This is a genomic window from Leeuwenhoekiella blandensis MED217 (genome assembly GCF_000152985.1).
GTDB lineage: Bacteria > Bacteroidota > Bacteroidia > Flavobacteriales > Flavobacteriaceae > Leeuwenhoekiella > Leeuwenhoekiella blandensis.
The window spans coordinates 820,066-844,670 of record NZ_CH672395.1 but is presented as its reverse complement, the minus strand read 5'-3'; the positions used below and the strand labels follow the sequence as shown (position 1 = coordinate 844,670).

Below are 24,605 nucleotides of genomic sequence, written 5' to 3'. Positions count from 1 at the left end.
TCGACTTCTTACAGAAATTAAATATTTATCATATTTTAATGCCTAAATTGGTTATTTAATAATTTAAACAGAAAAACTTTTCATATAAATCACACAAACCATGTCAACGCACCGAATACCTAATTTCTTTTACAGAATTTTCCTCCTTTCATTTTGCACCACATTGCTACTTTCTTGTGGTGAAACGAAAAAGTCTGAAACTGACGAAACTATAACTACAACTATCGAAACCGAAGAAGTAGCAAACTTTGGTGGCTTAGCTTTATATACACTAAGAGACGCAATGGGTGAAGATCCTAAAGGAACACTAGAGACCGTTTATGATGACGGTTATGCTTACATAGAAGCTGCAGGATATGCCGATGGAAAATTTTACAATATGACTCCTCAGGATTTTAAATCATTTTTAGAGTCTATAGATATTAAACCGGTGAGTACACATCAAGGATCGGTAACCTTAGAAAATGCAGATCAAATGATCGCAGACGTTAAAGCTGCAGGTTTTGAATATTTTGTTGTGCCCGTGCCTCCTATGGGTATGTTCACTTTTGATGCCGAAGCACGTACTATGGGAATGGATGGAACAGCAAAAGAACTAACCGATATTCTTACCACTTTGGGCAAAAAATGTAAGGAGCAAGGCTTAAAACTACTTTATCACAACCACGACTTTGAGTATAAAGAAAATGCTGAAGGCATCGTACCTATTGAATATATGCTTGAAAATACAGATCCAGAATTTGTAAACTTTCAAATGGACTTATATTGGGTAACCAAAGCCGGAGCCGATCCTGTTACATATTTTGAAAAATACCCGGGACGTTTTAAACTATGGCACGTGAAAGACATGGATGATCAGGGACGCTTTGCTCCTGTTGGAGAAGGAACCATTGATTTTGCTAAAATTTTAGCCAATAAAGATAAATCAGGAATGCAATACTATTTTGTAGAGCAAGACCAGACTTTTAATCACGAGCCGCTTGAGGCGATTCAAATCAGTCATAAAGGACTTGAGGAAATAGGTTTCAACTAATCTCATTTTTATTAAATCTAAAAAACGAGCTTTTTTCGAAATAGAAGAAAGCTCGCTTTTTTAGTTATAGTGGAAGCAACCTGACCAAGAAATAGTGTTCCGCAAGCTTAACAGAAGGATTAAAAAACAAATTACATCCATCAAACACACTAGTCCAAAACGCAACATAAACCTCACAATTAATAAAATAAATCCACACTCATCCCACACTGAATCCACAGTAAGTCCACACTTTACCACAGAAACTGTGACTGAAAGTAGCTTTATTATGGCTTCAATGTAAATGCATATCGCCGTAATTAAGTGCTCTAATTACTCATCTATTAACACTTGTTACCGCTAAATACATACTTCAGATAAATTGCATCTCAAAGGATTATGATATTCTTCAGACTATTTTCTACAGAACATTTTATGCATCAATAGCTACAACCTCTTAATACGGCCAATTCATATAGCCTCCTCGCAAATCAAATACCTGTTCAAAACCAGCAGAAACAAGCATTCGCGCTGCCTGCTGACTTCTGTTTCCAGATCTGCAATAGAGATAAACCGGCTTTTGCTTGTCTAATTTATTGGCTTTTTCGTGGAATAGATTTTTCTGAAATACGTCAATATTAATCGCATTTCTAATGGCACCACCACTGAATTCTCGTGGCGTACGCACATCTACAAGTTGAACGTTCTTTTGAGTAATAGCCGCATTAAATTCGGCTGGAGCAAGTATTTTTATATTTTCTGATTTTGGAGACTGAACCCCAAAAAGCACACTAAGTATTCCCATAACACAATGATTTTAAATTATTTGTTTTAAGCAATTGTAAAAATACAGGCGGGAAATCAAAGTTTTGGTAATCATTGTTACTTAAGGCTTTAAAAAACTTCTTGCCACAAATTGTATTTTTAAACAGTTAACACACATTAGTATGAATCAACAAGAACTGCATAAAGCCATTGGCAATACCGACATTTATGTCATCGACCAAATTTTAAAACAGCGTTACTTAGCCGGACAGCACATTCTGGATGCCGGATGTGCCAGAGGTCGTAATCTGAATTGGTTTTATCAAAACAACTTTGAAATCGCGGGAATTGATATCGATAGCGATTTTATAGCAGAAGCTAAAGAGCGTTACCCCAATTCGGCATCAGCATTTCAAATAGAAAATTTAGACGCGTTGCCGTATGCAGACGCTAGCTTTGATCACATTTTATGCTGTGCGGTATTGCATTTTGCAGAAGACGAAAACCAGTTTACGGCAATGTTTAGCGAATTGATTCGAGTTTTGAAACCTGAGGGAAGTTTGTTGATCAGGATGGCTTCAGATATTGGGTTAGACGGAAATGCTCCTGTTATAAAATATAAAGTCACCGGACAAAAAGGTACCTATTACCTAACGCGCGATCGTATTTCTAAACTTTTAGAAGAATTTCCTATCGAATTGCTGGAACCGGTAAAATCCACCAATGTGCAGGATGAACGGTCGATGACTACCTTACTCATTAGAAAAACACCCTAATATTATTGTATAAGAATTCAATTTAGACGCATTAAAAAAGGCTAAAAGGTTTCTCCCAAATCTCTTAGCATGTCCATTGTCGGCATATAGCGAACATTAAAATGGTTACACGGTTCTGGAATCTTAATTTTATTTCTGCGTTGAGGCTGACTAACTTCTTGAGTTACTATTATTCTGTTGCTATGATCGGCTAATGAAAAAGCTACAAGAAATGCATCAGCCTCATCTGCACCCAAAAATTCATTAAGGGCATTAGGTAAATAATGGGAAGAATGAGAAACGGCCCAATTGGAAACCTGGCTATATTCAAGAATTACAGAATCTGTACTTTTGAAAAAATCTTCCGGTAAATTAGCAGAACACCAGGCCTCCAAATCATCGTTTCGATCAAAAATTTCGTTTTTGACTTTATCTATGCTGATTATTGATCCTTTTTCCGCCAATTCTTTCACTTTATTCCAAAAGCTATGCGCTACATCTAGGGGATAATATGCCCTATGAGCGTTAATGAAAAAATTACTATCAACTACGTATACTTTCATTAAAGATGTTCAGTAAAAAAAGTCTTAAAGGTATCTCCTTTCAAACTTGTAAGTTTATATGCATCTCTATAAAGTAACTGGCCTGTATTTACAGCATTATTAATATGAGCTGCAAAAGTTGGACTTAATCTTTTTTTAGTAGTTAAATAAAAATTGCCTCCAGACTTCCTATTTTCATTTTTTACATACTCTCTATTTTTATATTCATTATAAAATTCAAAAAACTCTGCCTTACTTATTTTATTCGTATCTAATGCTCTCCTAGCGATTACAATTTCACTGACTTTAAAATACTTGGATGCACTCTTTATTACTGGATTATGTTGCCAGAACAAATTAAATGCTCTTTCCGGCACAAGAAACTCAGCAGCAACTTTATCACATAATATCTCTATTGGATCATCTGCCGGAAGTAATTTTCCGATATCAAATCCTGCACTAGCCCCTACCCAAACATGTGCCAACTCGTGCACAATTGTAAACATCTGTGCTGCTTTAGAATCGCCATTGTTAATAAACATAAACGGCGCGTAATCATCAATTAAAATAAAACCTCTACATTCTTCTACAGGTATCTTTCTATAAACATTGTTCTCAACAATTCCATTAAACACAACTATAATCCCACAATCCTCTATATGCTCAACAAGTTTATTCAAAGATTCTTCCCAAGTACCATAATTGCTCGCCCAAGTTTCGGAAAGATTAAGAGTTTTACGAATATCATCGACAATTGTCCTTTCATCGAAAACATCCTCATACTTTCCAACAAAGTCTAATTTATCGTAATTATTCTCTTGAAGATAATTACTAAGCCAATCCTGTCTTTGCTCCATAAGCAATACAGTATCGTAAATATTCAGATTTATTTGATCGCTTTCCGGTGAATTTGTTCTAAAAAAAGGAATAGGTAAATTTTCGATTGGCGGCTCGGCAAGAAATAGGTATCCAAAAGGAATATGAACCTTTTTGGAAAAAGCCTCTAACTGCTTAACAGTTGGATTTTTTTCACCATTAATCCACTTTGTTAAGTTTGGAAACTTTTCGGAAAATTCGTTCAAATCAAAACCAGCTCGAGCCACTGCCCAAGTCAACATATCTGGTTCGATATTCACCTCTGTTCCCATACTGCTAAGATAACTTTTCTAATTAATTATGCTCATTTCATACACTGGCCAAAAGCCCTTTTCACCCAACAGCATAATTACCAATTGTTTAGATACAATTAAAGATAAAGATCTTGTCAAATTTGTAACACTTTTTTCCTTAAACGACAAAACCCTCAGTGCTTACTGAGGGTTTTATATATCTAGTAGCGGGAACTGGACTCGAACCAGTGACCTTCGGGTTATGAGCCCGACGAGCTACCTACTGCTCTATCCCGCGATATTGGACGGCAAATATACAACCCTTTTTCTGTTCTCACAAGCCCCTTTTTGATATTTTTTTATTCTTTTAGAATATTATCGTTTCAATAACATTTAGTAGCCTGAGTATTAGATATCTTTAGCAGGATGAAAAAATTTTTAATTGGCCTTTTAATATTTATAGTGCTGCTGGGAGCAGCTGCTTTATACCTCAACACCTATCTGGAAAATCAACTAAGAGATATCATCCAGACCAAACTACCTTCTTCCTTAGCTATCGAATATGAGGAATTAGACATCGATAGTTGGCAAGGAAATGCAAGCCTAAAAAATGCAACGGTACGCATTAATATTTCTGACAGTGTCCCCAAAAGCGAAGTGAAAAATGCAACAGTTAACCTGAAAGGTTTTAAGCATTGGCGCTATTTTAAAAGCAAAGACATCTACTTTAATCAAGTAAGTATTGAAGCCGATACGCTAACGCATTATAAGCAGTCCTCAGCTGAACCTAAAAAACAAACCAATTCAGACAGCCTAGATAACCCATTAACCGAAGAAAAACTAGATCGAAAGTTTAAAATCAAAGATTTTGACCTCAAGGCGGCTTATATTCAAATCTTAAAACCTCGATCAAGCGAAGTCGCTTTACACACCGCTCATTTTTCTCTTGACCTTAAAAACGTCACGCCGGCAGAATCTCAACGTATTTTACGCCCTTTTGAATATGAAAGTGTGTTGATTAAAACCGACTCGATCTATTACAAAACAAATGCGTATGACGCACTTAAAATAAAACATCTCGAGTGGAACGGCTCTTCTTTAAGCCTAAACGAAACCCAGTTAGTTACCGAAGTTTCCCGAAGCAAACTGTCTGAGTTGATTTCTAAGGAAAGAGACCATATGAATTTCACGATTAAAAAGGTTGACATCTCTAATCTAACCTACGGGCAAAATGACGGCAAGTTCTTCTTTAAAGCGCCAAAACTAACTTTAGAAGCGCCGTTTTTAGATATCTATCGCGACAAGCGTATCGCAGATGATAACAGCACAAAAGCCTTGTATTCTAAAATGTTGCGTGAGCTAAAGTTTGACTTGATGATAGATACGATTGCACTCAAAAATGGAGGCATCACGTATACCGAACGCGTAAATAATCAAGAGCAGGCCGGTCAATTGTATTTTGACAACCTGAATGCGACCATCACCAACGTAGGAAACACTTATAAAAAAGGTGAAAAGAAGACTAAAATTGACCTTAATGCCCGATTTATGAAAAGCGCACCCTTTTCTGTAGATTGGGATTTTGATGTTCAAGACGCGCAGGATAAATTTAGATTTGTAGGAACACTTTCTAACTTACCTGCAAAACAACTACAAGCATTTACAGGTCCTAATCTGGGTGTTGAAATGACCGGAAGCGTAGCCCGTACTTATTTTACCATTTACGGTAACAACTACAGTTCGCATATCGATATGCAGATGACTTATGATGATTTTAAAGTAAGCATTCTCAATCAAGAGAAAGGAAAGAAAAAATGGCTGGTTTCAACTTTGGCTAATATTTTCATTTCTAAAACCAGCAAGAATGATGAAGGTGGTTTTAAAGAAGGTTCTGGAGACGTTAACAGAAATCAAACCAAGTCCTTTTTTAATTATCTATGGCTCAATTTAAAAGATGGAATGTTGAAAACCGTTACGGCATTAGATTAATCTGAAGCGATCCAGGCAATTGCCTCTGTGCGCCGGTCGGTCGTAAAATTGCGCATATCTTTTCCTATAACCGCTTTATTGAAGTTGGCGATCATATGAATCCATTTGCGATTGGTTACCATCGCTATTTTATTGAGTTGGTTTTTGTGCTGCATGGGGAAAATACCGGCGATAAACACAGCATCTAGCGTAAAACGGTCAATATTGTTATCTTCAAGGTAAAGGTTGATGCTGTCGTGTTTCTCAAGTTTTTTCAGAATCGCACCTTTCAATTCCTGAACAGCTTTATAGTCCATCGTGCCTTCTACGATGTAACCTATTGAATTTTCAGATAAACTAAAATCTAGAAGCACTTGATATTTTTTAAATCAACTCTCGAATTATTGCGATTCTATTGCAGCATACGCCTTTAAAGTTAAGGTTTATTGCTCAATACTTGAGGCTTGAAATTGCGTCAGCACCGCATCTTCATAAGCAACAGTGAGCTCAATAGGGTTACAGCACACCTCACAATCTTCAACATATACCTGATAGCGTACCGAAGTATCCAGCAGCATCGAGATCTCCTCCCAGCAATAAGGACATTGAAAAAAGTGTTCTTCCATCTTAAAATTCGATATTAAGCAACTGGCCTATTTGCTGCAAAAGCTGAAGCTCTGCAAACTTCGCTTCGTACTTCGCCAGGTTTTTGTTGGTTTGCGCATTGATGAGATTGATCTGCGCCTGCCTAAACTCTATCGAAGTGATTTGCCCCAGATTGAAGCGCTCTTTTGAACGTTCAAAGTTGTTTTTATTGGTGATCACATTTTGCTCTTGAATTTCAAAAACGTCGACAAGATTCTCATAATTACCGAGTGCATTTGCAATGTCGCGCTCCACCTCAAGTTCAATTTGTTGCTTCAATAATTCTTGATTATCCTTGGCTATTTTTGCATTCTTAAACTGCGTTATGCTAGTACCACCGTCAAAAAGATTCCAGCGTAAGCTTAATCCGCCTTGCCATCCTGTAGTTTGCCGTGTACTACCGCCAAAGAAAGCAGAAGCCGGAGAGATCGACTCATTCCAACCATAAGAGCCCGAAAGTCCCACCGTAGGTAAAAAACGCGCCTTAGAAGATTGTATATCATATTCGCTCAGCGTGATTGCTGATTCGCTTTGTAAGATGCGCACATTATTTTCCTGAGCGAGATCAATATAAGACTCCAATTGAATTTTTGGAATAAACGTCACATTGGTATCTACTGCAAATCCTGCTTGCAAATTTCTGGCGAGCACCACATTAAGATCGCGCTTTGTGTTTTGCAAAAGTTGGCGGGTGTTCATCAAATTAATACTGTCATTGGTCACATCAACTTCAGCATTAAGCACCTCTAGCTTTGTGTTTTGGCCGTAATCAAACTGATATCCGGCTCGTTTAACTCTATTTCTCGAGATCTCAAGCGTTTGCTCTAGGATCTCAACATTTTCGGTAAGACGTGCAACCTCATAATACACAGAGAATAATTGTAAAACCGTATTCTCTATAGTTTCTCTTGCCTCTAATTTTGAAAGGTTGTAATTCTCTTTTAGACTTTTATAATTGTACAATCTTCCTAAACCATCAAAAAGGGTATACTCCAGATTTAATGAAGCATTGTAACTTTCTGATCTGGCATCATTCAATTCAAAAGATTGTCCATCGTCCCTATCTGTCTGTTGATCTTGAACACTGTAATTTGCGCCGGCAAGACCAAAGATGCTAGGCAAGTAATTAGAATTCAATAAATCTGCATTATTTTCTGCGATTTCCACCGTATTACCGGCAACAGCAATATTGTAATTATTCTCCAGAGTAAGTGCGATCGCCTCAGACTTGGAGAGCACTTCTTCCTGAGCTGTAGCGCAAAAAGGCAGCATCAGCACAAATACACCGACTACTAAAAATTGTATACTAGTGAGCTTCATCTTCTTCTTTTAATTCTTTAATTGCGCGCTCAACATCTTCACGAGAAGGCTCCTTACCAGTTTTTACCCAAGCTGCTTTGGTTTTAATGGTATTGGAAATTGATAAAAGCAACGGCAACATCAATAAAGTAAGTATTGTCGCTATCCCAATTCCGTAAGAAATAGAGATCGCCATAGGCTTTAAAAACTGCGCCTGTCTACTCTTTTCAAGCAATAATGGAGCAAGACCTGCAATGGTTGTGATACTCGTTAAGAAAATTGCTCTAAAACGCGATTTACCGGCATCCATAAGTGCTTCTTCAAACTTAACTCCTGCTTTTAACGATCCGTTTAATTTACCTATAAGCACCAGTCCGTCGTTAACCATAATACCGATTAATGCAATAATCCCTAATGCTGAAAGCACGTTGATTGGGAATCCGTGAAAATAATGCCCCCAAGCGACACCAATAATGCTGAAAGGTATCATAAACAACAGTAAAAACGGCTGACTATAACTACGGAAGGTAAAAGCGATGGTCGCGTAGATCAAGAACAAAATCACCCAAACCACTTTATTTGCAGAACTGCTTAATTTTTCAGCTTCTCGATTTTGACCTTCATAAGAGACTGAAAGTGTTTGATATTTTGATAAAATATCTGGCATAATATTCTGCTGAATATCGGCCATAATATCGGTTACACTTCCGTTAGGATCTGCCATATCTGCGTTGACTTGAATCTCACGCTGTCCTTCTAAATGACTTATAGATTCGTCTCCACGTGAAATGGTATAAGTTGCAATTTCGCGCAGCGGAATTCGATCTCCTGAAGGCGTAACGATGCGCATATCATCAAGATCATTTAGGCTGCTACGGTCGCTGCGATCATAGCGCACCCAAACTCGAATCTCATCTTGTCCACGCTGAAAACGCTGCGCCTGTGTACCAAAAAATCCGCTACGCACTTGTGCCATCACACTGTTCAGGTTAAGACCTAAGGAATATGCGGTTTCTTTCAGCTCAATTTGAATTTCCTTTATCCCTTCAGGATCGGTATCTACAACATCTCGTAGTAAAATATTATCTTCCAGTTTGGCTCTTAACTCCTCTTTAGCAGCTTCTAATTCTTCGGTATTATTACCCAATAAAGAAATAGAGATCGGACTTCCACCAAAATTACCACCAGAACCAAACGTGAGGCGTTCTACACCAAAAACACCACCAACTTCATCTCGTATCGCATTGGTAATTTCTGGCGAGGAAAAATCTCTAAACTCTCCCGGCAGGAGGTTGATACGTAAAGAAGCCTTATTATTCCCAGGTCCTACACGCTTGATAATGTTTTCAATAACCTGCATTTCATCGGTTTGACGCGAAGTGAAATCTTCATTCACTACCCAGGCCGCATCTTCTACCATAGTGATTATACTATCGGTACGCTCAGGGTTTGTTCCTTCCGGCATCAGCAATTCAATAGAAACCGTATCACTAGCCACGTTGGGGAATATAGTTACGCCTACCACGCTACCCATTATAGAACTTATCGTAAGTACAAAAAGCGCTAAAAGCACACATAGCGAAAGCAATTGATTTTTTAATACAAACTTGAGTGTTGGCGTATATAGCTTATCCCGCATGTAAGACATGAATTGATCACCCTTTTCATTAAAAAAGCGCAGTTTATATAAGAATTTATCAATGCCCGTTTTGGAGGCAACAGCTTCATCAGACTCATTCACCAAGGCTTTACTATGTGCAATATGCGCCGGCAAAATGATCAAGGCTTCTACCAGCGAAACCACCAAAGTAAGAATCACCACCGTGGAGACTTCGCCAAAGAATTCTCCTATTCTACTGTCTAAAAACAAGAAAGTTGAAAAGGCCAGAACCGTTGTATGATTGCAGAGATAATTGGCGGAATAACTTCCATCGTACCATCAATTGCGGCACGAATTGGCGTTTTTCCCATCTCATAATGCTGATAAATATTCTCTGAGATCACGATACCGTCGTCTACCAGAATACCTATCACGATGATCATCCCAAAAAGGGAAAGCACGTTTATCGTAACACCAAAGCCTCCTGCAAATATGAACATTCCTAAAAACGCTACCGGAATCCCCGCAGCTACCCAAAATGCCAATCGCGTATTTAAGAAGAAAGACAAAAAGAGTAATACCAGTAAGATACCTTCTGCTCCATTTACCACTAACAACTGCGTACGCTGCTCTAAACGTATCGAAGAATCTGAAGTAATATCGATCTGAACGGCATCATAACGCTTATTAAAGTCTTCTATATAATCTTTAACCTTAGCTGCGGTAGGTAATAGATCTTCGTTATTGGTATTGCTAATTTCTACGTTTACTGCAAGATTCCCATTAAAGTAGGATGCGTTAGGCGTTTCAGAAAAACGATCTCTTATTACCGCCACATCGCTTAAGCGTATAAGCGAACCATCAGGGTTTGCACGAACAATTAGATTGGTAAGTTCTTTACCATAATACGCGCGGTTATTTGCGCGTATGAGATAATCCTCGGTTTCGGTTTTAATATTTCCACCGGTGGTGAGAATATTGGCTCTGGATACGGCTTGTGCAACTTCCTGAAAGGTTAGACCATAAGCAAGCAGGTCGTTTTCACGTACTGCAATTTCTATTTCCTCTTCAGGGAAACCGGTAATTTCAATTTGAGAGATCCCGTCCATTGCCCGAAGATCATATTCAATAGACCGCGCGATTTGCTTCAGCGTGGCAAGATCTAAGGTTTCGCCACTTATCGCAAAACTGATGGTTTGTCTAATGGCTTCCTGCTTGGCCACCACGAGCGGTTCCATACCGGTAGGAAAGCTGGGAACGCGATCGACCGCATTTTTAACTTCGGCAAGAATCACGTTGATATCCTCTCCTTGTTCAATCTCTACTGTTACGCTTCCGCCGTTTTCGCGTGAAGTTGAAGTCACACGTTCTATCCCAACGAGGCCTTTGAGGTTGTCTTCAATTTTTAGGATCACCCCTTCTTCAATTTCCTGAGGTGCAGCACCCGGATAAGCAACACTTATGGTAATGATTTGTGAGTCTATAAGTGGAAAGAACGACGAACGCATTCTTAGAATACCAATGATCCCAAAAATGACGAAAGCCAGTATCACCACATTTACGGCAACACTATACTTAATGAAGTAGCTTATAATTTTTTTCATAAACCTACTGTGTTGATTCTTGTTGATCTTCAAAAATCTTCACGCGCATTCCGGCATAAGCTCCGGGAACAGATTTTGACAGGTATTGCGTACCGTCAGGCAAACCGCTTATCACAGCTTCTTTATCTGAAAAGTAAACCGGATTGATTTCTACCAAATCCAAAATGCTATCACGTACTACGTAGATTTGTGAATTGTCTACGAGTAATTGACGCGGAATACTAATCGCATTAGGCTCATCTCTAGCCTCAAGATTTGCTTGCAAATACATGCCTTCTTTGAGCTTATCTGAACCTTTAACTTCTATAAAAACCCGAATGGTCTGTGTAGCCTGATCTACGCGGCCATTGATGCGCACTACCTTTCCGGTAAATTGCTCTATATCATTACGGTCTGAGAGCATCACCTCTTCACCTAACTCTAACAGGTCGCCAAAACGTTTACTTACGGCTACTTCCAGTTCGTAAACCGATGTATCTATAAATTCCCCCAGCTTTTGCCCTGAGCGTACTAAAGTTCCTTTATTGACCAAAGCTTCTGTTAATATCCCGGAAAATGGTGCTACAATGCGATACTTTCCTAGACGTTGTTCCAGATTTTTCACGTTATAATACGAAGAGAAAATACCACGACCGGTTATAAAATAGCGCTCCTTTTCCGAAGCGGTTTCCGGAAGTTGCGGCGTGCTTTTATTGATGTCAAAACCATCTAAATAAGTTTGCCATTTTTCAAAATACTCCGGATAATCCAAACGCAAATCCGGCATTATGGAAGTAATTAAATTGTACAACTCACTTTTTGCAGCCTGCACCGAAGCATAATATTCTGAAGAATCAAGGTTAAGCAAAACTTGTCCTCTACTGTAGGGCTGGCCCGGCTTAAAATCGTGTGCACTGCTTCTAAAAACACCTTGTACTTCAGCATATAACTCTAACCTGTTTTTTGCAGTAAGGTTTCCGTTTGCAGGAATGATAATAGGGACTGTGTCGTTGACTACCTCTTGAACAAAAACCGTTTTTACCTCTTTGGCAATTTCAGTTGGTATTTCCTTATCGCGCGTTGCGATAAAATACCCAATGGTAACCGCTATACCCAAAATCAGGATAGCTAGAATAGAGCGTACAGCTGTGAGCATGTAAAGAACTTTTTATGAAAAAATTAACTATTGACAAAAATACCCGTCTATTCTTCTCGATAAGTTAAAAAAAACATAAAAATACTGCTAACTGTAGTCTTCTAATTCTAAAGATAATGCCTCCCATTTTTCCATGAGTTGCTCTACCTTTTTCTTTTTAGCTTGGTATTTATCAAAAAACTCAGGATTAGCACTGGTCTTCTCATAGTCGGCAGCCAGTTCATCGTCCATAGTTTTCATTTGGCGCTCCAGCTTGTTCACCTCAGATTCTATATTACTTAGTTGATTATTTAAAGACTTTATCTTTTTCTGGTCTTTATACGAATCTTTGGTAGCCGTAGTGGTTTTCGATTTTACCTTAGGATCCTTCTTTTCGATTTCACGTAAATTCTCAACAGCGCGTTTTTCTAGATAATAATCAATATCTCCCAGATATTCTTTGATCTGATGATCTCTAAACTCATATACAGTTGTAGTAAGCCCTTGAAGAAAATCCCTATCGTGCGATACGATAAGTAGGGTACCTTCAAAGCGTTTCAAAGCTTCTTTAAGTACATTCTTAGATTTGATATCCAGGTGGTTTGTAGGCTCATCCATTACCAAAACATTAAACGGCTGAAGCATCAATTTTGCTAAAGCCAAGCGGTTGCGCTCCCCTCCCGAAAGTACACGCACGTACTTCTCAACTTCTTCGCCTCGAAATAAGAAGGAGCCTAGAATATCACGCACCTTACTTCTGTTCTTTTCATTTGCAGCATCGATCATCGTATCTAATACGGTCTTGTTTCCATCAAGGTGATCGGCTTGATTTTGGGCGAAATAACCAATTTGAACGTTATGCCCTAGCTTCAGCTTACCTTCATAAGAAATCTCATCTACAATAATTTTTGCTAATGTAGATTTCCCCTGACCGTTTTGTCCAACAAAAGCAGTTTTACTATCGCGCTCTACGAGTAAGTCGATTCCTTCTAAAACCTTTTTCTCACCGTAACTTTTCTTAACATCTTCTGCTTCGATCACCACTTTTCCCGGCACAATAGAAACCGGAAAATTAAGCGTCATCACACTGTTATCATCCTCATCAACTTCTATCACATCCATACGGTTGAGCTTCTTGATCAACGACTGCGCCATCGTCGCTTTAGATGCTTTGGCTCTAAATTTCTCGATCAACTTTTCAGTTTGCTCGATCTCTTTTTGCTGATTCTTTTGCGCTGCCATTTGTTGCTCACGCATTTCTTTACGCAACACCAAATATTCTGAATAAGGCTTGGGGTAATCGTAGATCTTCCCAAGGGAAATCTCAATGGTACGATTGGTTACATTGTCTAAGAACATTCTATCGTGCGACACAATAACCACTGCCCCGGCATAATTGCGTAAAAAGCCTTCAAGCCAGATTATCGATTCAATATCCAAGTGGTTTGTAGGCTCATCCAGCAGTAACACATCATTATTTTGAAGCAGTAATTTTGCCAACTCAATACGCATACGCCATCCACCGGAAAAAGTATCTGTGATTTTATTAAAATCTTCCCGGTTAAAACCTAAGCCCATTAAGATACGCTCGGTCTCTCCCTGGTAGTTATATCCACCGTGAATCTCATATTGCTGCTGCACCTCATTAAGCTCTACCATCAAATCGTGATAAAACTCACTTTCATAATCGGTACGTTCTGCTAGCTGTGTATTGATCTCTTCCAGGCGCTTTTCTAGTTTTTTGATCAACTCAAAAGCTTGATAAGACTCTTCAAGAACGGTGCGTCCTTCAACAAAATCAATATCCTGTTTTAAGAAGCCTATTTCAATATCCTTATCGGTTGCAATTTGCCCGGTGTCATATTCCTGCTCTTGAGAAATAATGCGCAACATCGTTGACTTTCCTGCTCCGTTTTTCCCTACTAGACCTACTCGATCTCCTTCCCCTAGCCTAAAGGTTACTTCTTCAAATAAATATTCTCCCTGAAAAGAAACAGAAAGGTTATGTATGTTAAGCATCTTGCATAATTTTAAGGCGCAAAGTTATCATTAAATAAGAGACTTTAAAGGATTAAATTAAATGCTTTAGGTAACAAGAGTTACTTAGATTTCAGAAGAAATCAAGTAACTTTGCTTTATGAAAAAAATCCTCCAAGGGAATCCTTTATACAGCATTTTTACGGGCAGCTGCCCCGTTTGCCAAAAAGAAAGTATGTATGTAGAAAGCAATCCGTACAAACTTTCTGATACCCTCAAAATGCACGAACGCTGCTCACACTGTGACACAAAGTACAAAATTGAGCCCTCGTTTTTCTACGGAGCAATGTATGTGAGTTATGCTGTGGGAATCGCTTTTGCGGTTGCAGCATTTATCATTTCCTATTATTTTTTAGGGTCTAGCTTGGTCACCGCTTTTGTCGCGATCATTGGGACGCTTTTTGTTTTTGCACCCATAATTATGCGCTTGAGTAGAAATATCTGGATCAATTTCTTTTTTGATTACGACGTTCAGAAAGCTGAAAAGACCTCTTAAAATTTCTTTGGAAAGCGTAAAATTTGAGCATCTGAATCTAAAGGTTCATTATACTCCAAATGTTTATAAAGCTGCTCTGCAAGATAAGGAGCCATCATGGTACCACGCGTTCCCAGACCATTGAGAAGCGCCAACTGAGGATACTCAGGATGCACGCCTAGCAAGGGTCTTCTATCACCTGTAGTAGGACGTACCGCCGCTTCTTGATCCATTATTTTATAATCACAATTAATTACCGCTTCTAGCTTCTGTACAAGTTCCTCTCGGGCAGCTGATGTGGGAATACAATCTTTTTCCAGCCAATTAAAGGTTGCTCCCACTTTATACAAATCATCGCCCAGCGGAATAATAAAAAAGGAAGATTTTAAGGCCTTAGTCATTTGAAGGTCAGGAGCAGCGATGGTGATATATTCACCTTTATTTCCCACCAGCGGAAGCTTATTTAAAAAAGGGTTTTTCTTTATACCGAAACCTTCAGCAAAAAGAATGCGCTTTGCTTTTAAAGTTTGATAGGTGATTGCGCTTTCTGAATCAAAAACCAGAGCATCGTGTTCAAAAGATTCGTTCAAGTATCGCCCCTTTTCTTGGAGCTTGACTCGATAAGCATCTAAGAGTTTTGAAAGGTGTATTCTGATTGTTTCTTTGACCTCACCGCAATGTAGTCGAGCATCAACAGCTGAAGAAACATCGGTCTTTAAAGTGGCGTCTAAAAAACGCGAAAGCACAGGTTTGTCTGAAGCTTCAAACCAATTGTTTTGATCTTCTACTGAAGCAAATAATTTATAAACGGGGATTTCCTGAATCGCCTCAACTTCTAATCGATTTTGTAAACGTTTAAAAAAGGCTTTAGCCAAATCAAATTGCTCTTCTCCTTGCCACGGCATCGTATAGCGTTTCAAGATCACAGGATTGATCAATCCTGCAGCGACTCTACTAGCAGCTTCGGTTTGCTTATCGATCACAACAAAGCTGTGTCCATTGCGCTCGAGCTGCTCACAGAACGCCATTCCAGCTAAACCAAAACCCACTACGATATAATCTACTTCTTTCATTCAGCAAAAATAGGGTATAAAAAAACGCCTTTAAAAAAAGGCGTTTTAATTTATTGGCATCGCCAAAGGCTCAATAACCTAGGCTAGCCGTGAATTTGAAAATTCGTCTCTAACGAATGCTTCTTGGGCTTACCATTAAGTAGTTTTTAGCGAACTTGAACTTAATAATTCCACATATCAATTTCAAAGTTGCGTATTTGTTCTTTGATACGTTGTGATTCGAGCAACTGCATCATCGCATTATCTGCGATATACTCTTTAACCTCACGATCTCCTTGAATATTATCAACCTGATAAATAACGCCATTAAAACGTCGAGAATTCAAGATATGATCAAAAGAGATCGGTTGTGCAGAGTTCTGTGGGTTAAACACCTTAGCCTCGTGTAAAATATCACGTGCGGTAGGATACCAAACCCAAAAAAGTGGCACCATTACAGGATCTTCATCATCGATAAAGTTAACATCTGGTGCAACCGGAGCTAAACCAATCAGACGATATTTTAATTCTCCCTGTCGCTTATCAAAGTACCAATAACCACGTATCCAATATTGTTCAATATCAGCAGCAGAGATATCTCTACGGTCAATGTATTGCTCATCGACTTCATAACCTGCATTGATTTGCTCGATACCTAAATCTGTGGTATCAACACGTGACATTGCTGCAGCAATATCGCTTAATTCAATTTTTTGATTAAAGTATGAATCTGCATAAATATCAAGCTTACCTGCTTTAACATTTTTAACCAAAACATCATAAAGCGATCTACGATCTGAACCAATATTGTTTGTATCTATAGGATAGTACAGCGGGAAATTGACACGCTCATCAAGATCTACGATCTCCCAAGTATTTTTACCCCATAGCACATCACGGCTATCTACATAACCGTATGGTAATGGTTTATCATTGTCTAGCTGCTTCTGGCTTTCGGTCTTCTCAAACATTTCACCAGGCATTTTTGCATTGAGAATATTGGTTTGTGCCATTACGGCCGTACCCAACATCATCAAACAAAAAACACTTAACGCTTGCATCTGGCTTTTCATACCTCTTAATCTTTTAATTAGTGAGCTCAATTAATACAGGTGATACCTTTTTAAGTCGGTAACTGCTGTTTCCTGCAATCTGAGCATCAATGTCAAATATTTGCACTGTAGAACCACGCTGTGCTCTACGTAGTACATCTTTCGCTCGAGAATCAAGCTTATTACCACTCACTTGAACGGTAGGCTGTCCCGGCACGTTGAATTTAAATCCGGTTACTCGCAGATTCAATTCAAAATCAAAGTCAGGCAATTTTGCACTTACTTCTGATATCTCTAACGAATTACGTTGCATTTTTAGTATTCCATCTTCTCCACGAACAGCTCCGATTGGACTTGGAATATCTTTAATACGGAATTGCTTTGAGTCGCTCACTTTAGTTCCGTCAGCCAAAGTTCCTGAAACATTAATGGTTACTTCACGCCCTTGCCCTGGATTCATAACATAGCTACTTCCTGAAGCTCTAGAAAGACCCGGAGCACTTGCAGTAACATTGTTATCTGCAACTCCCGCAAAACTAATGGTCATAGGGTTTGCAACTCCACGGTACACCACATTCATTTTATCTGCAGAAATAGTTGCTGAGTTTGGTTTGTTGATTACTGCGTATTCACTGTTGATAGGAATTGATTTTGGCTCTCCTTCTTCAGTATAAACAAGCTCACCACTAATCTTACGCGTACCAACATTTCCTGCCGGAAAATCTAATACTACCTGACCAGCTTGCAAGTTATCTACCTCAGTTCCGTTTATGATTACTTTGTCAAAATTAAGCGAGTTATCAAAACGTCCTAAAACAACTTTTCCTTTAAAATTTTCTCCTGAAAAGAAAGCTGTTTTGTCTGGAATAACAATAGCTTGATAGTTACTTAAAGACACATCCTTACTCAACTGCCCTTGTAATAAAGATGAGTACACTTCTGACTCAGCCGTACGCACATCATTTTGCATTTGTGTAAAACGTGTGATGGATGCTGCTAATGGATAACCTTCAAAGTTATAACGCAACCAAGCGATCTCTTTACCGTCTTTGTTGGTTTGCGGCTCTACTGCAAAGGTTCTTTCAATAATTGCATTCACTTGGCTAAATTCTGGCCCAAGTGCGTCTTTCATCTCTGCCTTATACTCGTCAATTTTAGCTAAGAAAGCCTCTCCTTTCTTTGTATAACGATCTCCTGTAAACCAGCGTTCATCAAGAACTGCCGTTTTATCAAGATTTGCATAACTGCTGGTGTCGACACCTTCGGTTAAAGTGTCTTTAATGTTTCCTAAATAACTGTAAAAGTCATCTGAAACTTGCTTTACACGCTCTGCCTTACTCAGCAAAGGCTCATATTTTGCCGGTTGCTCAACAGCCTTCTCTTCTAAGCCGGCCATTGCCAATTCATTCTCTTGTTCTAAACGTGTATTAGAACTGGTGAATTTTACGTCAAATATTTTAAAAGCATTTAAAATCTCTTTGTCTGTAGTCATCGCGATCATTGCGATAAATACAAGGTACATGAGATTGATCATTTTCTGTCTTGGCGACTGTGTTCCTCCTGCCATAATGTATTTTTTCTACTGAATTATTTAATATTTAGTTTAAAAGAATTCAGTTAGCGCTTATTCATTGCAGAAAGCATTCCGCCATAAACACCATTAAGAGAAGAAAGATTTGTTGCCAGACTCTCCATTTGCTCTTTAAGCTTTCCGGCATTATCAGCAACCTCCTTGTTAACCTCAGCCTGACGCCCTGCAGCTTCAACCTGCACTTTGTAAAGACTGTTTAGAGATTCTAATTGTGCAGCTGCAAGAGACATCTCTTGGCTGTACTTTTTAGTTGAGTTCATTGCTTCTGCAGTAGGCGCCATTCCTTTTGCCGCCCCTTCAAAGCTTCTAATGCTTGTACTTAAACTTGTCATCAACTCAGAGTCAATACGCGCATCTTTAAGCATCGCATCTAATTTTTCTGAAAGCAAACCTTTTGTTTCGGTAAGCTCTTCTTGTTTTTTAGGCTTTACAACCGCCGGGCTATCACCTGCAAGCTCAGGATAAACCAAAGACCAATCTAATTCTTGTGATGGTCTCTCAAATGCTGAATAACCGAAAACCAAAGCTTCAACAACCATTCCTAGGGTAAGAATTTCTGAACCAAAAGGCCAGTGTTGAATTTTAAATAGTGCACCTACAATTACTACTGCCGCTCCTAGACCGTAAATCATGTTAGTCACTGAAAGTTTTCCTTTTTTTGCCATTTTAAATAGATTTTTTGTTTAGTGAAATTAGGTTAAGATATATTTGGGGAAATATATTAGAGGTTAACGACGAGATGGACCATTTCTCATATTGACGTCCTGTTCTACTCCTAAGTAGTCTTGTACGGTTCTAAAACCAATATAACTACGTGCAGAATCTGCATATTCATAATCACGGGTACTTACTTGAATAAGGTATGCCACATCTTTCCAAGAGCCACCACGAACAACCTTACGCTCGTTCTTACTGTCACTTACGTTAGGGTTCATTGTAGAAATGTATTCATAAGCATTAGGATCATATGATGAACCTACCCATTCTGAAACATTACCCGCCATATTGTATAAATCATAATCATTAGGCTCATAAGAATCGGCCTCAACGGTATAAAGCGCCTGATCTGCAGCATAATCACCACGCAAAGGCTTAAAGTTTGCCATAAAACAACCACGATCATTTTTGGTATAAGGGCCACCCCAAGGATAGGTTGCTCCTTCTAAACCACCACGCGCAGCATATTCCCACTCGGCTTCACTAGGAAGTCTAAAACGGTTCACAAGCTCTTGACCTCTTTGCTTTTTATATGAGTTTTTGTTGTCTGTACGCCATTGACAGAATGCCTTTGCCTGCTGCCAGCTCACCCCCACAACAGGATAATCGTCGTAAGCACTATGCCAGAAGTAATCATTATGCATCGGCTCATTGTACGAATAAGCAAAATCTTTAATCCATACCGTGGTATCAGGATAAATCTTAGTCTCTTCAGTTCTAATAAAATCTCTACGCGAACCATTTTTCTCGCGAGCGGCTGCTTCCATATCGAGATACTTGTATTTGAACACAAGCTTCTCCACATCAACCGTACGCTGACCGTTATAAGCTTCTTCTAATGGAATGTACATCGTATCCATTACAGAAACGTAGTATTCGTCAGGATAATCCATAGGATCTTCAAAAAGATCGACATCCCAATTCAACTTACGATCACTATAATCATCACTTAGACTATAGTAGTTATCGTACATATATTGCTCATAAGGAGTCATATCATCAGGATCATAATCCTGAAACGCAAACTCACCAATCCCACCAGACCCTGGAGTTTCTCCCATAAGGTCAGCTTCTATGGCAAGACGTGCACGAATTACTGAGTCACGTACCCATTTAACAAATTGACGGTATTCTGAGTTGGTAATTTCGGTTTCGTCCATATAAAAAGAACGTACAGTAACCGTTTTAGTTGGCGCATCTTTGATGGCGGCGATATCATCATCACTTTTACCCATGATAAAAGCCCCACCAGAAACTAAAGTCATTCCGTAGGGTTTTTCAGGATTCCATTTTTTGCCTTTCACTCCAACAAGCTCGCCACGGTCGTTACGACCACAACTCACCAATAAGCTTACCATCGCAATAAATGCAATAAACTTCTTCATAAGTAGATTAGGTTAAATCTAGATTTGAGACAGTAAACCTATCTATAAAAAAGCTAAAAAGCAATTTTTTGATAAAAATAACATTCAAACCCAGAATTTTTTATTTGTTAAACTTCGTTCTTTCGTTTTGCCTTATACCAACGCTCGGGAATCTCCTGATTACAAGCATTCTCATAATCTTCTTGCGTGCAAGGTAATAACGTATGTCGCTTTAATTTATTATTAACTCCCTCTAAGAAAGGAATCTCTATCCACCAGCGTTCTGATTTTGTACTCTTATAAAAGCTTAAAACCTCATCTTCAACCGGCACATTATAATGCAAAAATGCTGTTCCTCGGTCTGCTAAAGATTCTTCTATCCTGTAATTTACACCTTCAATAAAATACCATATTAATTGTGCCACAAGAGCCGATGCAGTCTCTGTTTTTCCCGATAGTAAATACTCAAATATCCCAAAAACACTCACGCGATCACTAAGACCAGCATAACGTGCAATTGCACAAGCTTCTCGTCCTGTAAAACCATTCACGTGCTCAGGATGCATATACCCAAGCACTTCACTTTGCATTGATGAGAGGTCAAAACTCACCACATCTGCATCGCGCATTACCGGCTCTACACTGCTTAAATTGGAGACGGTATTACCCAGACGAAAAGCGTCAAAATAAAGCTTTTCCATCAAATCGATTTCTTCCTGACTGTTGTAATACGTCTGAAAACCTACATTAGAATAGTTAAACAGGTTGTAAGGCTGATCTACGATGATCTTACCTACAAACGATTTATGCGTCATTGGCAAACTGCTATCACCCAAATCAAAGCAGCTGTCTACATTCACCAAATTGACCATCTGATCCAGATTATCAAAAGCACGATACAACGCGTAGGTCAAATCCTGACTCCCGCCTATAATAAGAGGGATGACATTATGTTTGACTAACTGCCCCACGATATCTTGAAGCGCATAAAACGTATCTGAAAGCGACGCACCAGGCTCTAAATCACCTAAATCACCAATAAGCGTATGCCAATTGCCAGGAAATAATCGATATAAAGCTTTACGTATAGGAGCGAAATCAATCAAAGCATCTTCCTGCTCGCTTGCGCCCCGATTTTCGCGCACACCTATAATAGCAATTTGAAGCTCCTGAAGTTCAGGCATTCCATTTTGCCGGGTATGCAATTTAATTTGATTAAAAAGACTTTGCTCATTGAATAAAGCTGCATGAGCCACAACAGCATCTGAAATTGGGATCAAGTTTTCAAAAGCCATGCATTACTTCTTTTTAGCTGTTGATTTTTTACGCGTAGTCTTTTTCTTGGTCGCTTTCTTTTTAGGTTTTGGCCCTTGCTTTTCTAAAATATCCTTAACCTCTTCTAGTGTTAGTTTTTGAGCATCAACAGTTTTAGGCAATTCGATCTTCACCTTACCTTTTATAATATTAGAGCGCCCCCAACGTGCCTTTTCAACACGAATTCCTTCTTCTTTAAAGTCGTGAATAACTTTATCTTTTTCTTTCTGCTTTTTATCTTCAATAAGCTGAACAATATCTTCATCAGACAAATTATCAAAGTCATACTTTTTATTGACATTGATAAACATACTGTTCCATTTTATATAAGGACCAAAACGCCCTACACCTTTTTGAACCGGCTTATCTTCGTAATGATAAATTGGCGCATCAGCTTTTTGCTTTTCCTTGATATATTTTACCGCCTCATCATACTCAACCTCCAACGGATCTCTTCCTTTTGGAAGCGAAACATAGGTTTTACCAAATTTCACATAAGGACCAAAACGTCCATTATTTACCTGAACAGGTTCGCCTTCAAACTCACCTAAATCTTTAGGAAGCTTAAACAAATCCATCGCCTCCTCAAAGGTGATACTTTCTAATTGCTGATCTGGAAGTAATCCGGCAAATTGCGGCTTTTCTTCGTCTTCAACAGAACCTATTTGCACCATCGCACCGTATTTACCTAAGCGTACACTCACCGGCTTTCCGGTTTTAGGATCGGTACCCAAAACACGCTCTCCAACTTCACGTTCGGCATTCTCAGCAACATCTTTTACGTGAGGATGAAAGTCTTTATAAAAGTCCTTCATCATTTTGGTCCACTCCTCATTCCCTTCAGCGATCTCGTCAAAATTCTCCTCAACTTTAGCTGTAAAATTGTAATCAAGAATGTTCTCAAAATGATTCACCAAAAAGTCATTTACAACCATCCCAACATCAGTAGGAACCAACTTCCCTTTATCTGAACCTACTTTTTCGGTAAGCTTTTTGGCTTTGATCTGACCTTTTTTGAGCGTTAATAGATCATACTCACGCTCAGTTCCTTCAACATTCCCTTTCTCTATATATTTTCTATTCTGAATCGTGGTAATTGTAGGCGCGTAGGTAGACGGTCTACCAATACCGAGCTCTTCTAATTTTTTAACCAGAGAAGCTTCCGTATAACGGTAAGGCGCTCTTGTAAAACGTTCTGTCGCCGTGATCCAAAGATTATTAAGCGTCTCTCCTTCTTTTAACGGAGGAAGAATTCCGCTTTCTTCTTGATCTTCATCATCAGTTCCTTCAAGATATACTTTTAAGAAACCATCAAACTTGATCACCTCTCCGTTTGCTGTAAAATTAGAAGGATGGTTTGAAGAAGCGATTTGAACATTTGTACGTTCTAATTTAGCTTCACTCATTTGCGAAGCGATTGCTCGTTTCCAGATCAATTCGTACAAACGCGCTTGATCGCGCTCCATATTTACGGTATGACGACTAAAATCTGTTGGGCGTATCGCTTCGTGAGCTTCTTGCGCTCCTTTACTCTTTCCTTTATAATTACGCTCTTTATGGTATTTTTCGCCGTAAGCAGAAACAATCTCGTTTGCCGCACCTTGTTTAGCATCCTGAGAAAGGTTTACACTATCGGTTCTCATATACGTTATAAGACCCGCTTCATATAAACGTTGCGCCATATTCATGGTCTTACTTACCGAAAAATATAATTTACGCGCTGCTTCCTGCTGTAAGGTTGAAGTCGTAAACGGCGGTGCCGGATTCTTCTTAGCCGGCTTAGTGGTTAGTGCTTCTACCGTAAAGGTAGCATCCGAATTTGCCTGAAGAAAATCTTCTGCCTCTTTTTTAGTATCTAAATTCTTCGGAAGTTTTGCTTTTAGCGTTTTACCATCGGCATTTGCAAATTCTGCATCTACTCTAAAATAGTCTTCGGTATTGAAGGCTTGAATTTCTCGCTCACGCTCTACTATAAGACGCACAGAAACCGACTGCACTCTACCCGCACTGAGTCCGCCTTTTACTTTTCTCCAAAGAACCGGAGAAATCTCATAACCTACTAAACGATCCAGAACACGACGTGCCTGTTGCGCGTTGACCAAGTTATAATCTATATCACGAGGATTTTCGATCGCTCGTAGAATGGCTTTTTTGGTAATTTCTGAAAAGACGATACGTTTGGTCTTATCTTTATCAAGTTTCAACTCTTCAGCAAGGTGCCAGGCGATCGCTTCTCCTTCCCGGTCCTCATCACTCGCCAGCCAAACGGTCTCTGCTTTGTTTGCTAAATCCTTCAGCTTTTTTACAACCGATTTCTTATCCTTATTTACCGTATACTTTGGCGAAAAATCACCATCTACATCAACTCCGAGTTCTTTTGTTGGCAAATCTGCAATATGACCAAAACTACTTTCTACCTTAAATTCCTTACCAAGAAACTTTTCTATAGTTTTTGCCTTTGCAGGTGACTCAACAATTACCAGATTTTTTGCCATAATGCTCTTTTCAAAAATTTGTCATTAAAACGATAAAGACTGCACAAGTCTACATTTTTTCTGACTTTAGATTGGCAAAAGTAGTAGAAATTTTA

Annotated in this window: 19 protein-coding genes, 1 tRNA gene and 1 pseudogene; 4 read left to right on the top strand and 17 right to left on the bottom strand. The window is 38.9% G+C overall.

The features are described from left to right. The first annotated feature begins 100 nt into the window (after positions 1–100). Entirely contained in the window at positions 101–1,033 is a 933-nt protein-coding gene (locus MED217_RS03615; RefSeq protein ID WP_009779120.1) for a sugar phosphate isomerase/epimerase family protein, read from the top strand. Between the two features lie 436 nt (positions 1,034–1,469). Here the strand turns inward: MED217_RS03615 and MED217_RS03610 are convergent, their stop codons facing one another. Further along, on the bottom strand, positions 1,470–1,817 hold the full coding sequence (locus MED217_RS03610; protein ID WP_009779119.1) for a rhodanese-like domain-containing protein: 348 nt from the start codon (positions 1,815–1,817) through the stop codon (positions 1,470–1,472). 142 nt (positions 1,818–1,959) lie between these two features. Between MED217_RS03610 and MED217_RS03605 the strand changes: the two genes are divergently transcribed. Further along, complete coding sequence (locus tag MED217_RS03605) at positions 1,960–2,553, top strand: class I SAM-dependent methyltransferase (RefSeq protein ID WP_009779118.1); 594 nt, start codon at positions 1,960–1,962, stop codon at positions 2,551–2,553. A 41-nt stretch (positions 2,554–2,594) separates the two neighbouring features. Here MED217_RS03605 and MED217_RS03600 read toward each other — a convergent pair whose 3' ends face one another. The 3 genes from MED217_RS03600 to MED217_RS03590 all read right to left on the bottom strand — a co-directional run bounded on the left by MED217_RS03600 (position 2,595) and on the right by MED217_RS03590 (position 4,481). Next, positions 2,595–3,095, bottom strand: coding sequence for a DUF4411 family protein (locus MED217_RS03600; protein ID WP_009779117.1), 501 nt, complete (start codon positions 3,093–3,095; stop codon positions 2,595–2,597). After that, positions 3,095–4,222 carry an ImmA/IrrE family metallo-endopeptidase gene (locus MED217_RS03595; protein WP_009779116.1) on the bottom strand — a complete coding sequence of 376 codons (1,128 nt, stop codon included), beginning with the start codon at positions 4,220–4,222 and terminating at the stop codon, positions 3,095–3,097. Before MED217_RS03595 ends, MED217_RS03600 begins: the two co-directional genes overlap by 1 nt. Positions 4,223–4,408: 186 nt before the next feature. Next, a tRNA-Met gene (locus tag MED217_RS03590) sits at positions 4,409–4,481 on the bottom strand. Positions 4,482–4,609: 128 nt separating this feature from the next. Here MED217_RS03590 and MED217_RS03585 point away from each other — a divergent pair. Beyond that, positions 4,610–6,172, top strand: coding sequence for a DUF748 domain-containing protein (locus tag MED217_RS03585; RefSeq protein WP_009779115.1), 1,563 nt, complete (start codon positions 4,610–4,612; stop codon positions 6,170–6,172). On the opposite strand, the gene MED217_RS03580 is transcribed toward MED217_RS03585, so the two are convergent. The 6 genes and pseudogenes from MED217_RS03580 to MED217_RS03555 form a co-directional block, all read right to left on the bottom strand. Next, the gene (locus MED217_RS03580; protein ID WP_009779114.1) at positions 6,169–6,525 is read right to left on the bottom strand and encodes a SpoIIAA family protein; all 357 of its coding nucleotides are present in this window, start codon (positions 6,523–6,525) and stop codon (positions 6,169–6,171) included. The two genes, MED217_RS03585 and MED217_RS03580, sit on opposite strands and share 4 nt — an antisense overlap. Positions 6,526–6,594: 69 nt before the next feature. After that, positions 6,595–6,777: a CPXCG motif-containing cysteine-rich protein gene (locus MED217_RS03575; protein ID WP_009779113.1), complete on the bottom strand. Its 183-nt coding sequence runs from the start codon at positions 6,775–6,777 to the stop codon at positions 6,595–6,597. A 1-nt stretch (position 6,778) separates the two neighbouring features. After that, complete coding sequence (locus MED217_RS03570; protein WP_009779112.1) at positions 6,779–8,116, bottom strand: TolC family protein; 1,338 nt, start codon at positions 8,114–8,116, stop codon at positions 6,779–6,781. Next, positions 8,103–11,299: pseudogene (locus MED217_RS03565) on the bottom strand (efflux RND transporter permease subunit). Before MED217_RS03565 ends, MED217_RS03570 begins: the two are co-directional and overlap by 14 nt. Positions 11,300–11,303: 4 nt before the next feature. Then, positions 11,304–12,434, bottom strand: coding sequence for an efflux RND transporter periplasmic adaptor subunit (locus MED217_RS03560; protein ID WP_009779109.1), 1,131 nt, complete (start codon positions 12,432–12,434; stop codon positions 11,304–11,306). Positions 12,435–12,521: 87 nt separating this feature from the next. Further along, entirely contained in the window at positions 12,522–14,432 is a 1,911-nt protein-coding gene (locus MED217_RS03555) for an ABC-F family ATP-binding cassette domain-containing protein (protein ID WP_009779108.1), read from the bottom strand. Between the two features lie 118 nt (positions 14,433–14,550). Here MED217_RS03555 and MED217_RS03550 point away from each other — a divergent pair, with 118 nt between their 5' ends. Then, positions 14,551–14,946 carry a DUF983 domain-containing protein gene (locus MED217_RS03550; RefSeq protein ID WP_040532560.1) on the top strand — a complete coding sequence of 132 codons (396 nt, stop codon included), beginning with the start codon at positions 14,551–14,553 and terminating at the stop codon, positions 14,944–14,946. On the opposite strand, the gene MED217_RS03545 is transcribed toward MED217_RS03550, so the two are convergent. From MED217_RS03545 to topA, 7 genes are all read right to left on the bottom strand, one after another. Continuing rightward, positions 14,943–15,998 (bottom strand): NAD(P)/FAD-dependent oxidoreductase, encoded by a 1,056-nt coding sequence (locus MED217_RS03545; RefSeq protein WP_009779106.1) that lies wholly within the window; start codon positions 15,996–15,998, stop codon positions 14,943–14,945. The two genes, MED217_RS03550 and MED217_RS03545, sit on opposite strands and share 4 nt — an antisense overlap. Positions 15,999–16,159: 161 nt before the next feature. After that, on the bottom strand, positions 16,160–17,050 hold the full coding sequence (porN, locus tag MED217_RS03540) for a type IX secretion system ring subunit PorN/GldN (protein WP_009779105.1): 891 nt from the start codon (positions 17,048–17,050) through the stop codon (positions 16,160–16,162). 13 nt (positions 17,051–17,063) lie between these two features. Further along, positions 17,064–18,596 carry a type IX secretion system motor protein PorM/GldM gene (porM, locus tag MED217_RS03535; protein WP_009779104.1) on the bottom strand — a complete coding sequence of 511 codons (1,533 nt, stop codon included), beginning with the start codon at positions 18,594–18,596 and terminating at the stop codon, positions 17,064–17,066. 50 nt (positions 18,597–18,646) lie between these two features. Further along, entirely contained in the window at positions 18,647–19,285 is a 639-nt protein-coding gene (gene porL / locus MED217_RS03530; RefSeq protein WP_009779103.1) for a type IX secretion system motor protein PorL/GldL, read from the bottom strand. A 63-nt stretch (positions 19,286–19,348) separates the two neighbouring features. Continuing rightward, positions 19,349–20,722, bottom strand: coding sequence for a T9SS ring complex lipoprotein PorK/GldK (gene porK / locus MED217_RS03525; protein WP_009779102.1), 1,374 nt, complete (start codon positions 20,720–20,722; stop codon positions 19,349–19,351). Between the two features lie 107 nt (positions 20,723–20,829). Beyond that, entirely contained in the window at positions 20,830–21,996 is a 1,167-nt protein-coding gene (locus tag MED217_RS03520; RefSeq protein WP_009779101.1) for a formimidoylglutamase, read from the bottom strand. 3 nt (positions 21,997–21,999) lie between these two features. Beyond that, positions 22,000–24,510: a type I DNA topoisomerase gene (gene topA, locus MED217_RS03515; RefSeq protein ID WP_009779100.1), complete on the bottom strand. Its 2,511-nt coding sequence runs from the start codon at positions 24,508–24,510 to the stop codon at positions 22,000–22,002. Between the last annotated feature and the right edge of the window lie 95 nt (positions 24,511–24,605).

Coding starts and splice junctions, on each gene's coding strand:
- MED217_RS03615 (WP_009779120.1), top strand. CDS start 101: ATGTCAACGCACCGAATACCTAATTTCTTTTACAGAATTTTCCTCCTT.
- MED217_RS03610 (WP_009779119.1), bottom strand. CDS start 1,817: ATGGGAATACTTAGTGTGCTTTTTGGGGTTCAGTCTCCAAAATCAGAA.
- MED217_RS03605 (WP_009779118.1), top strand. CDS start 1,960: ATGAATCAACAAGAACTGCATAAAGCCATTGGCAATACCGACATTTAT.
- MED217_RS03600 (WP_009779117.1), bottom strand. CDS start 3,095: ATGAAAGTATACGTAGTTGATAGTAATTTTTTCATTAACGCTCATAGG.
- MED217_RS03595 (WP_009779116.1), bottom strand. CDS start 4,222: ATGGGAACAGAGGTGAATATCGAACCAGATATGTTGACTTGGGCAGTG.
- MED217_RS03585 (WP_009779115.1), top strand. CDS start 4,610: ATGAAAAAATTTTTAATTGGCCTTTTAATATTTATAGTGCTGCTGGGA.
- MED217_RS03575 (WP_009779113.1), bottom strand. CDS start 6,777: ATGGAAGAACACTTTTTTCAATGTCCTTATTGCTGGGAGGAGATCTCG.
- MED217_RS03570 (WP_009779112.1), bottom strand. CDS start 8,116: ATGAAGCTCACTAGTATACAATTTTTAGTAGTCGGTGTATTTGTGCTG.
- MED217_RS03560 (WP_009779109.1), bottom strand. CDS start 12,434: ATGCTCACAGCTGTACGCTCTATTCTAGCTATCCTGATTTTGGGTATA.
- MED217_RS03555 (WP_009779108.1), bottom strand. CDS start 14,432: ATGCTTAACATACATAACCTTTCTGTTTCTTTTCAGGGAGAATATTTA.
- MED217_RS03550 (WP_040532560.1), top strand. CDS start 14,551: ATGAAAAAAATCCTCCAAGGGAATCCTTTATACAGCATTTTTACGGGC.
- MED217_RS03545 (WP_009779106.1), bottom strand. CDS start 15,998: ATGAAAGAAGTAGATTATATCGTAGTGGGTTTTGGTTTAGCTGGAATG.
- porN (WP_009779105.1), bottom strand. CDS start 17,050: ATGAAAAGCCAGATGCAAGCGTTAAGTGTTTTTTGTTTGATGATGTTG.
- porM (WP_009779104.1), bottom strand. CDS start 18,596: ATGGCAGGAGGAACACAGTCGCCAAGACAGAAAATGATCAATCTCATG.
- porL (WP_009779103.1), bottom strand. CDS start 19,285: ATGGCAAAAAAAGGAAAACTTTCAGTGACTAACATGATTTACGGTCTA.
- porK (WP_009779102.1), bottom strand. CDS start 20,722: ATGAAGAAGTTTATTGCATTTATTGCGATGGTAAGCTTATTGGTGAGT.
- MED217_RS03520 (WP_009779101.1), bottom strand. CDS start 21,996: ATGGCTTTTGAAAACTTGATCCCAATTTCAGATGCTGTTGTGGCTCAT.
- topA (WP_009779100.1), bottom strand. CDS start 24,510: ATGGCAAAAAATCTGGTAATTGTTGAGTCACCTGCAAAGGCAAAAACT.